The following is a 10,436-nucleotide window of genomic DNA, read 5'->3' on the forward strand; positions in this document are numbered from 1 at the left end:
GCGACCCGGCCCCGGCATGCACCGCCTTGATCACACCGTCCCGTTCGGCATGCAGCGCCGTCTCCATCTTCATCGCCTCGATGGTCAGCAGCATGTCGCCGGCCTTCACCGCCTTGCCCGCCTCCACCGCGACCGAGGCGACCACGCCCGGCATCGGCGCCGCCACATGCGCGGCATTGCCCGGATCGGCCTTGGCCCGCGCCTGCACGCTCGCCGCCGCCTTGCGGTTGCGGGTCACCACCACGCGCGGCTGCCCGTTCAGCTCGAAGAACATCTTCGCGGTGCCGTCCTCGGTGGTCTCGCCCCGGGCCGAGAGCCGGATCTGCAGGGTCTTGCCCGGCTCGATCTCCGCCTCGACCTCGTCGCCCGGCTCCATCCCGTAGAAGAACACCGGCGTCGGCAGCACCCGCACCGGCCCGAATTCCTCATGCCGGCGCACGTAATCCACGAAGACCTTGGGATACATCAGGTAACCGCACAGGTCCTCGTCATCGAGCGCCACGCCCTCCACAGCCGCCTCCGCCTCCGCCCGCACCTTGGCGAAATCCGCCGGCGCGACCCGCGCCCCCGGCCGCGTGGTGTCGGGCTCGGCCCCCTTCAGCGCCTTCTTCACGATGGCCTCGGGGAACCCGCCCGGCGGCTGGCCCAGATCGCCGCGCAGCATCCCGATCACCGATTCCGGGAACGAGACCTCCACCGCCGGATCCTCCACCTGCGCCCGCGTCAGCCCGGCCGAGACCATGGTCAGCGCCATATCCCCCACCACCTTCGACGAGGGCGTCACCTTCACGATGTCCCCGAACATGCGGTTGACCTCGGCATACATCGACGCGACCTCGTGCCAGCGCTCGTCCAGCCCCATCGAGCGCGCCTGCGCCTTGAGGTTGGTGAACTGCCCGCCCGGCATCTCGTGCAGATAGACCTCCGAAGCCCCCGCCTTCATCTCGCTCTCGAAGCCCGCATACTGAAGCCGCACCAGCTCCCAGTAATCCGACATCTCCCGGACCTTGGCGGGATCGAGCCCGGTATCGCGATCGGTATGCCGCAACGCCTCGACGATCGAGCCCAGACACGGCTGCGAGGTCAGGCCCGAGAAGCTGTCCATCGCCGCATCGACCGCATCCACCCCGGCCGCCGCCGCCGCCAGCACGGTGGCCGCGGAAATCCCCGAGGTGTCGTGGGTGTGGAAATGGATCGGCAGCCCCGTCGCCTCCTTCAGCGCCTTCACCAGCGGCCCGGCGGCGGCCGGCTTCATCAGCCCCGCCATGTCCTTCAGCCCCAGCACATGCGAACCCGCCGCCTGCAGCTCCTTCGCCATGCCGACGTAGTACTTCAGGTCGTATTTCGCCCGGTCCGGGTCGTTGATGTCGCCGGTGTAGCAGATGGTCCCTTCCAGGATCTTGCCGCTGTCGAGCACCGCGTCCATCGCGACGCGCATGTTCTCCACCCAGTTCAGGCTGTCGAAGACGCGGAACACATCCACCCCCGACGTCGCCGCCTGCGCCACGAAGCGCTGCACCACGTTGTCGGGATAATTCGTGTAGCCGACCCCGTTCGCCCCACGCAAAAGCATCTGGGTCAGCAGGTTCGGCATTTTCGCGCGCAGATCGCGCAGCCGCTGCCACGGGCATTCGTCGAGGAAGCGATAGGCGACGTCGAAGGTCGCGCCCCCCCAGCACTCGACCGAGAACAGCCCGGGCAGGTTCGCCGAATAGGCCGGCGCCGCCTGCACCATGTCGAAGGACCGCATCCGGGTCGCGAGCAGGCTCTGATGCCCGTCGCGCATGGTGGTGTCGGTGATCAGCAGGCGCTGCACCGACAGCATCCACTCCGCCACCGCCTTCGGCCCCTGCGCGTCCAGCAGGTCCCGCGTCCCCGGCACCACGGGGGCCGAGGGCCTGGGCGCCACCGGGGTCCGGGCATGGGCGGGCGGGCGCGGTCGCGATCCGGCTTCGGGATGGCCGTTGATGGTCACGTCCCCGATCCAGTGCAGCAGCTTCGTCGCCCGGTCCTGGCGGGGCGCGAAATCGAAGAGCTCGGGCGTCTCGTCGATGAACTTGGTGTGGTAGGTGCTGTCGAGGAAGCTCGGATGCTTCAGCAGGTTTTCCACAAAGGCGATGTTGGTCGCCACGCCGCGGATCCGGAACTCGCGCAGCGCCCGGTCCATGCGCGCGATGGCCTCTTCCGGCGTCGGCGCCCAGGCGGTCACCTTCTCCAGCAGGCTGTCGTAATAGCGGGTGATGACGGCGCCGGAATAGGCGGTGCCGCCGTCGAGCCGGATGCCGAAGCCCGTGGCCCCCCGATAGGCGGTGATCCGGCCGTAGTCCGGGATGAAGTTGTTGGTCGGATCCTCGGTGGTCACCCGGCATTGCAGCGCGTGGCCGCGCAGCTGGATCGCGGCCTGGTCCGGCGCGCCGGTCGCCTCGGCGATGGTCGCGCCCTCGGCGATGCGGATCTGCGCCTTCACGATGTCGATGCCGGTGACCTCTTCGGTCACGGTATGCTCGACCTGGACGCGGGGATTGACCTCGATGAAGTAGAACTGGCCGTCCGCCATGTCCTGCAGGAACTCGACGGTGCCGGCGCATTCGTAATTCGCATGGCGGCAGATCTTGAGCCCCAGCTCGCAGACCTCGGCCCGCTGCTCTTCCGAGAGGTAAGGGGCCGGCGCCCGCTCCACCACCTTCTGGTTGCGGCGCTGGACCGAGCAATCCCGCTCGAACAGGTGCACCACCGACCCGTGCTTGTCGCCCAGGATCTGCACCTCGACATGCCGCGCCTTGAGGATCAGCTTCTCGAGGTAACCCTCGCCGTTCCCGAACGCCGCCTCCGCCTCGCGCCGCCCGGCGCGCACCTTCTCGGCCAGCTCGTCGGGGCCCATGATCGGCCGCATCCCGCGCCCGCCGCCGCCCCAGGACGCCTTGAGCATCAGCGGATAGCCGACCTCGGCCGCCATCGCCTCGGTCTTGGCCATGTCCTCGTCGAGCACCTCGGTCGCCGGCACCACCGGCACGCCCGCCTCCACCGCCACCCGACGGGCCGAGGCCTTGTCGCCCAGCATCCGCATGGTGGCCGAGGTCGGGCCGATGAAGGCGATCCCGGCCGCGTCGCAGGCGTCGACGAAATCCGGGTTTTCCGAGAGCAGCCCATACCCCGGATGGATCGCGTCGGCGCCGGCCAGCTTCGCCACCCGGATCATCTCGTCGATCGACAGATACGCGCCCACCGGCCCCAGCCCCTCGCCGATCCGATAGGCCTCGTCCGCCTTGAACCGGTGCAGGCCCAGCTTGTCCTCCTCGGCGTAGACCGCGACGGTCCGCTTGCCCAGCTCGGTCGCGGCCCGCATCACCCGGATGGCGATTTCCGAGCGGTTGGCGACGAGGATCTTCTCGAATTTCTTCATGTTGAGCGGGCTCCGCGTGGCCGGGGACAGGTCGGGACGGCGACGGTCTTGACCGGCCAAGCCCACACCGAAACCTCGCGCGGGGCAAGAGCCTTCGCTGCGTCGCAACGGAGGGCGGCGGCGTCGCACCCTCGGCCGCCGCCGCGACGCGCGGATCGCGCAGGATTTTCGCGCGCCGCCCCCGCTCGCCCCATCCTCGCGCCCCGCCCGCCGCCATTCCGCCGCGATCCCCGTCAATATCCCGGACAGGACGGTGGGGAGCGCTTTCAGGAGCTTCAGGGCATGCAGTGGCGCGGACGCAGGGGCAGTTCCAATATCGAGGACCGGCGGGGCGAAAGCCCGCGCGGCGTCTTCCGCGGCCCGAACCTCGGCTCCGGCTCGCCCGGCGGCTTCGGGCGCGGGTCGGGCCGGGGCATCCGCCTGCCCCGCTCCAGGATCGGGCTTTTCGTGCTGTTCGCGGTGCTGGTCTTCGGCGCGCTGTCGCAAGGCGGCCTGCTCGGCGACGCCGGGGTCGGCCCGGAGGAGACGGGCGCCGACGCGCGCCTGTCCGAGACCCAGAAGGAGGCCGGGAATTTCGTCTCCGTCGTGCTCGCCGACACCGAGGAGGTCTGGGCCGAACGCTTCCGCGCCGAGCTGGGCGAGGCCTACGTTCCGCCGAAGCTGGTGCTCTACACCGGGGCCGTGCGCTCGGCCTGCGGCGGGGCGACTTCGGCTGCGGGGCCGTTCTACTGCCCCGCGGACCGGCGCGCCTATCTCGACACCGCCTTCTTCGACGAGCTCTCCCAGCGCCTCGGCGCGAAGGGCGACTTCGCCGCGGCCTATGTGATCGCCCATGAGATCGGGCATCATGTGGAGAACCTGACCGGGGTGCTCGACCGCGCCCAGGCGGCCAAGGCCGTGGCCAGCCCCGACCTCGCCAACCAGATCCAGGTGAAGGTGGAGCTGCAGGCCGACTGCCTCGCCGGGGTCTGGGCGATGCGGGCCCAGGAGCGCTTCGGCAGCCTCGAGCCCGGCGACCTGGACGAGGCGCTCAACGCCGCGACCCGCATCGGCGACGACGCCCTGCAGCGCGACGCGGGCCAGGTGGTGCGCCCCGAGACGTTCCAGCACGGCACATCCGAAGAACGTCGCGACTGGTTCCGGCACGGCTTCGACGGCGGAACCATCGCCTCCTGCGACACCTTTGGAAACGAGCGCCCCTGACCCGACGCCCTGCGCGCGGCGAAGGCGAAGCCGCGCGTCGGCGGTCCGAGGGCTGATCCGCCCCGCCCGCGCGGCGCGGGACCGGGGGCGCTTGGGTCCACGCCGCCCGGCCTCCGGTCAGGGCGCCCATGGGACGGCGGGCGGGGCGACGATCCGCAGGATCGAGCGACCCGCCCTCCGTCCCCCCGTCCTCCCGTCAGTCCTCGACGATGAACACGTGCACCGCCACCGGCCCATGCGCGCCCAGCTGCAGCACCTGCCCGATATCGGCCGAGCGCGACGGCCCCGTCACCAGGTTCACCGTGCGCGACATCGGCCCCGCCCGACGCACCCGCGCCCACATCTCCTCCAGCCCCGGAACCACGTCCGACGCCTTCAGCACGATGAAATGCGTCTCGCCCAGAAAGGTCAGCGTCACCGGATTGTCGCGACCCGAGCGCAGCGCCACCGTCCCCGTCTCCGCCACGCCGCACAAGCCCCGGCTCAGCGTCGCCGGCTCCTCCAGCCGCCCGACCCCTCGGGTCGCGTCGAGCCCGGACCAGTCGAGGCCCGCGAAATCCGGCTCCTCCCCCATCCGGATCCCGCGCGGCAGATTGCGGGCGCGCAGCTCTCCCACCAGCGCCTCCGGCAGCGCCGCCATCGAGGGCAGGCGCGTCACCGTCGCATCCACCCCGCGCAGCTTCGCCTCGAACCGCTCCAGCATCGCCGCGCCCTCGGTCCGCGCGATCCCGGGCACCGGCGCGGTCTGCACGCCCGCCCGTCCCAGCCGCGCCGCCACCGCCTCCTTGCGCCCCGCCTCGGTCACGCCCGCGTCCTCGGTCAGCGACCGGCGCAGCCGCGCGAGAATCCGGACCCGGCCGCTCATCGCCCCGCCCCCCGCTTCCCGTCCGCATCCGGGCGGTAACGATCCATGAACGTCCCCCCCTCCGGCGCCGGGAAATCGCGCACATCGGTCCAGGCCCGGCCCATCGGCAGCCGCTTCAGCCGCCCGCCCGAGGCCATGACCCGCAGCCCCCAGGCCGCCAGCTTCGTCCCGAACCGGTAAAGCCCCGGCCGCGCCGCCGCGGACGCCCAAAGCCGCAGCCCCCGCCGCGTGCCGGACGGCGTCAGCTGCCGCTCGAACTCCCGCTCCCGCCAGTGCCGCATCATCTTGGGCAGCGGAATGCGCATCGGGCACACCTCCTCGCAGCGCCCGCAGAAGGTGGAGGCGTTGGGCAATTGCCCGCCCTGCTTCAGCCCGATCAGCGACGGCGTCAGCACCGCCCCCATCGGCCCCGGATAGACCCAGCCGTAAGCATGGCCCCCGACCGAGCGATACACCGGGCAATGGTTCATGCAGGCCCCGCAGCGGATGCAGCGCAGCATCTCCTGGAACTCGGTCCCCACCATCGCGGAGCGGCCGTTGTCCAGCAGCACCACATGATACGCCTCCGGCCCGTCCGGATCCTCCGCCCGCCGCGGCCCGGCGGAGAAGGTGGTGTAGACCGACATCTCCTGCCCCGTCGCCGAGCGCGCCAGCACCCGAAGGATGGTCGAGGCGTCCTCCAGCGTCGGCACCACCTTCTCCAGCGAGGCGATGACGATATGCACCTTCGGCAGGCTCTGGCTCAGGTCGCCGTTGCCCTCGTTGGTCACGATCACCGATTGCCCGGTCTCCGCGATCAGCATGTTGGCGCCGGTGATCCCCACCTCCGCCTCGAAATACTTGGCGCGCAGCTCGGCGCGGGCCTCCAGCAGCAGCTTGTCGAGCCCCTCCAGGTCCCGGTCCGCCGGCAGATGCGGGTGAAACTTGCGGAACGCCTCGCGCACCTGGGGCACCGTCACGTGAATCGCCGGGCCGATGATGTGGCTGGGCGCCTCCTTGCGGAGCTGGATGATGTATTCGCCCAGATCCGTCTCGACCGGCGCGATCCCCTTCTCCTCCAGGAAATCGTTCAGCCCGATCTCCTCCGAGATCATCGACTTGCCCTTGTTCACCGACGTCGCATTCGCCGCCCGGCAGATCCCCAGGATGATCTCGCGTGCATCCTCCGCCGTCTCGGCCCAGTGCACATGGCCGCCATCGGCGATCACCTTCGCCTCGTATGCCTCGAGATAGAGGTCCAGATGCGCCAGCGTGTGGTTCTTCAGATCCCGCGCCGCATCCCGCAACGCGTCGAATTCCGGCAGGCCGTTGGCCGCATAGGCGCGCTTGGCCATGGAATTGCCGAGCGCCTTGGTCATCTGCTCCTGCAACCCGCCATCGGCGATGGCGGCCCGGGCGTTGGCCTTGAACTGCGGCGTGGTGGGCTGATGGTTCACTTGCCGTCCTCCCCGATGGCGGGTCCGTCGGTCATGCCGGCCAGCACTTCGACGATATGGCGCGCCTTCACCGGGCGACCCTCGCGCGTCAGGCGGCCGGCCATGTTGAGCAGGCAGCCGAGGTCGCCCGCCAGCAGCAGATCGGCCCCGGTCTCGGCGGCGTTGCGGGCCTTGTCGGCCACCATCCGCTCGGAAATCGCGGGGTATTTCACGCAGAACATGCCGCCGAAGCCGCAGCACACCTCCGCCTCCGCCATCTCGGTCAGCTCCAGCCCCGGCACCCGGCCGAGCAGCGCGCGGGGCTGATCCTTGACGCCCAGACTGCGCAGACCCGAGCAGCTGTCGTGGTAGGTGATCTTGCTCACCCCCGCCGGGGCCTTCGCGGCCACCGGCGCTTCGGGCAGCACTTCGGCGAGGAAGGCGGTGATCTCGAAGGTCTTCGCGCCCAGCTTCTCGGCCCGCGCCCGCCAGCGGTCGCCGGGCGAGAACATCTCGGGATAGTCCTTGACCATGGTCGCGGCGCAGGAGCCGGAGGGCAGCACCACCGCGTCATAGTCCTCGAACGCCTCGATCACCCGGCGCGCCAGCCGCTTGGCAGAGGCCCGGTCGCCCGAGTTCCAGGCCGGCTGGCCGCAGCAGGTCTGCCCCGGGGGCACGCGCACGTCGCAGCCCGCATCCTCCAGCAGCTTGACCGCGGCGAAGCCGACCGAGGGGCGCATCATGTCCACGAGGCAGGTCGCCATGAACGCGATCTTCGGTCGGGCCGCAGCCGGGGTCTCCGCCGCCTCGGGCGCCTGGGTGTCTGGGGTCATGTCGACGCCTCCTTGGTTCGCCCCACCGTGTTACGCGCGCCGAGGCGGGGGCGGCAAGCGGTTCGGAGACGGTTCCGAGACGCATCGAAGACGGCCCGAGGCGGGCGCAGGCGATTCGCCCTCGCCGGAAAACGACCGCGATGCGACGACGGCCGCGGACGCGAACGCCCTTCCCATGCGTCCTGACGCCCGCAGGCCGGCCACGACCGCCGCAGCTCGGGCCAGGGCGCGGCGGGAGCCCCCCGCCCGCCGCGTCGCCTTCCTGCTGGACCTGCGCCCGCTTTTCGGCTAGAGGCGCGCCTCTGCGGCAGGGACACCCCTGGAGGCCCGCCGCCTGTGAAACACTCATAAGGAGATCGACGATGGCCGAGCTTCCGATTCTCGACGCCACCGCCCGCTCCGGCACGGGCAAAGGGGCTGCCCGCGCCGCGCGTCGCGAGGGGCTGGTTCCCGGCGTGATCTATGGCGGCGGCTCCGACCCGCAGCCGATCAACGTCAAGCACAACGAGCTGCTCAAGCGGCTCAAGGCCGGCAAGTTCCTTTCGACCCTCTACAACGTCAAGGTCGACGGCGTGGACACCCGCGTCGTCTGCCGCGCCGTGCAGCGCGACGTGGTCCGCGACCTGCCCACGCATGTCGACTTCCTGCGCCTGACCGAGAAGTCGCGCGTGGCGCTCCACATCCCCGTGGAGTTCATCAACCACGAGGCCTCCCCGGGCCTGAAGAAGGGCGGCGTGCTGACCGTCGTGCGCGCGGACGTGGAGCTGTCGGTGATCGCCGGCGCCATCCCCGACCACGTCACCATCGACCTGACCGGCCGCACCTTCGGCGACGTCATCCACATCTCCGACGTGGACCTGCCGAACGGCGCGAAGCCGGTCATCACCGACCGTGACTTCGTGATCGCCAACATCACCGCGCCGTCGGGCCTGATCGCCGAGGAGGCCGCCGAGGCCGCCGAAGCCGCCGCCGCCGAGGAGTGATCCAGGCGCGCCCCTCCTCGAGGAGGGGCGCGGTCCAAGCCCGAGAACGCCCGCCGCGGAGCCCCCGCGGCGGGCGTTCCGCATTCCGCCCCGCCCCGCTTGCACCCCCCGCTTGCCCCGGCCCGGCCCGCGCGTTACCTCCCCTCCAAACGACCCGCAACCTGGAGGCGCCGCCATGCTGCTCTTCGTCGGCCTCGGCAATCCGGGGCGAGAACACGCCAAGCAACGCCACAACATCGGCTTCATGGCCCTCGACCGCATCGCCGAGGATCACGGCTTCGGCCCCTGGCGCGACAAGTTCCAGGGCGAGGTGTCCGAGGGGCGGCTCGGCGAGCACAAGGTCATCCTGCTCAAGCCCTCCACCTACATGAACCTTTCGGGCCAGTCGGTCGGCGCCGCGCTCCGCTTCCACAAGATCCCGATCGAGGACGTCACCGTCCTGCATGACGAGCTCGACCTCGCGCCGGGCAAATGCCGGGCCAAGCGCGCCGGCGGTCATGCCGGCCATAACGGCCTGCGCTCGATCCACCAGCATTGCGGCCCGGAATACGGCCGCGTCCGCCTCGGCATCGGGCATCCGGGGCGCAAGGAGCTGGTGTCCGGCTACGTCCTCCACGACTTCTCGAAATACGACGAGCAGTGGCTGCATGACCTCCTGCAAGGCGTGTCCGACGGCGCCCCGGCGCTCGCCGCCAAGGACGACGCCGGCTTCATGAACGCCGTCGCCCTGCGCACCACCCCCCAGCGCCCGAAACCCGAGCGAAAACCGAAACCCGAGACCCCCGGCCCCCGGCCCGAAGGCCCGCGCGAAGTCCGCCTCTCCTCCGACCCGACGGCGGGCGCTTCTCGCACCGGGGCCGGGCCGGACCGGACCTCGCCCGCCCCGGCCCCGGCGCCTGGGCCGGAGGACAAGCCCCTGTCCCCGCTGGAAAAACTGCGGCGGCGCTTCACCTGATGTCAGCACGCCAGTTCATTCATATTCCGCTCATTATCCGGTGTTTTTCCTGAAATCACAGGGTCTCCTCCTCGCGCATCGTCACATGAGGACCCCGTCGATGAAAAACCTCGCATTCGCGCCCGTCGCCGTATCCGCCGTCGCCGCCCCGGCGGCGCCGCTCACCGTGGTCGACGCCTAGGCCAACAGCGCCTACGACGCCGTCGGCGCGCACAGCAGCGCCAGCACCAACGCCTATACAGGCGCGTGCTGCAACCAACCCGAACACCGCAGCTTCTACGTCTTCGGCCTGTCGTCGCTGGCCGGCCGGACCGTGTCTTTAGCCACCCTCACCTTCGCGGCGAACAACGGTTGGCATTACTCTGAACAAGCGTCCGAGACGCTCGGCCTGTTCGACGTGTCGACCCCTGTTTCGCAGCTGCTCGCGGACCAGAACGCCGCGACCGGCATTTTCGAGGATATCGGCGCCGGCGCGTCCTACCGGACGGCCGAGGTCGATTCCGGCGGCGGCCGATACAGGATGCCCGAAGCGTCGGTCACGCTCTCCGCCGTCGCGCTGGCCGACCTCAACGCCCTGCTGGGCGCGGGCGGGACCGACTTCGCCATCGGCGCGGCCCTGCGGAGCCTCTCGGGCGACGCGACGGACATCGAGACGCTCTGGGGCAGCTCCGGCGGCGTCGTGGCCGCGTCGCTCAGCCTGGAGACCGCCGCCGTCCCCCTGCCTGCTGCTTCGCCGGCCTCGCCGCGCTCGGCCTGGCGCGCCGCCGCGCCGCCGCCTG

Annotated in this window: 8 protein-coding genes; 4 read left to right on the plus strand and 4 right to left on the minus strand. The window is 70.7% G+C overall.

The genetic code is table 11. The features are described from left to right. A partial coding sequence (pyc, locus tag ACTB72_RS17840) for a pyruvate carboxylase (protein ID WP_463038357.1) occupies positions 1-3,403 on the minus strand: 3,403 nt, incomplete at its 3' end. A gap of 282 nt (positions 3,404-3,685) precedes the next feature. Here pyc and ypfJ point away from each other — a divergent pair. Continuing rightward, positions 3,686-4,606 carry a KPN_02809 family neutral zinc metallopeptidase gene (ypfJ, locus tag ACTB72_RS17845; protein ID WP_463038358.1) on the plus strand — a complete coding sequence of 307 codons (921 nt, stop codon included), beginning with the start codon at positions 3,686-3,688 and terminating at the stop codon, positions 4,604-4,606. 196 nt (positions 4,607-4,802) lie between these two features. Here ypfJ and ACTB72_RS17850 read toward each other — a convergent pair whose 3' ends face one another. Genes ACTB72_RS17850 through ACTB72_RS17860 form a run of 3 tightly spaced genes read right to left on the minus strand, consistent with a single transcriptional unit; the run spans position 4,803 to position 7,719 of the window. Next, a complete protein-coding gene (locus ACTB72_RS17850; RefSeq protein WP_463038359.1) occupies positions 4,803-5,471 on the minus strand; it encodes a LutC/YkgG family protein in 669 nt (222 codons plus the stop codon). Continuing rightward, complete coding sequence (locus ACTB72_RS17855) at positions 5,468-6,907, minus strand: LutB/LldF family L-lactate oxidation iron-sulfur protein (RefSeq protein WP_463038360.1); 1,440 nt, start codon at positions 6,905-6,907, stop codon at positions 5,468-5,470. Before ACTB72_RS17855 ends, ACTB72_RS17850 begins: the two co-directional genes overlap by 4 nt. Beyond that, a complete protein-coding gene (locus ACTB72_RS17860) occupies positions 6,904-7,719 on the minus strand; it encodes a (Fe-S)-binding protein (protein WP_463038361.1) in 816 nt (271 codons plus the stop codon). The genes ACTB72_RS17855 and ACTB72_RS17860 overlap by 4 nt, the downstream gene beginning before the upstream one ends. A gap of 362 nt (positions 7,720-8,081) precedes the next feature. On the opposite strand from ACTB72_RS17860, the gene ACTB72_RS17865 reads away from it, so the two are divergent. The 3 genes from ACTB72_RS17865 to ACTB72_RS17875 all read left to right on the plus strand — a co-directional run. Next, positions 8,082-8,702 (plus strand): 50S ribosomal protein L25/general stress protein Ctc, encoded by a 621-nt coding sequence (locus ACTB72_RS17865; protein WP_463038362.1) that lies wholly within the window; start codon positions 8,082-8,084, stop codon positions 8,700-8,702. Between the two features lie 175 nt (positions 8,703-8,877). Continuing rightward, a complete protein-coding gene (gene pth / locus ACTB72_RS17870) occupies positions 8,878-9,657 on the plus strand; it encodes an aminoacyl-tRNA hydrolase (protein ID WP_463038363.1) in 780 nt (259 codons plus the stop codon). A 313-nt stretch (positions 9,658-9,970) separates the two neighbouring features. Beyond that, the coding region (locus ACTB72_RS17875; protein ID WP_463038364.1) for a hypothetical protein at positions 9,971-10,436 on the plus strand (466 nt) is incomplete at its 3' end.

The sequence above is a fragment of the Albimonas sp. genome, assembly GCF_055129145.1.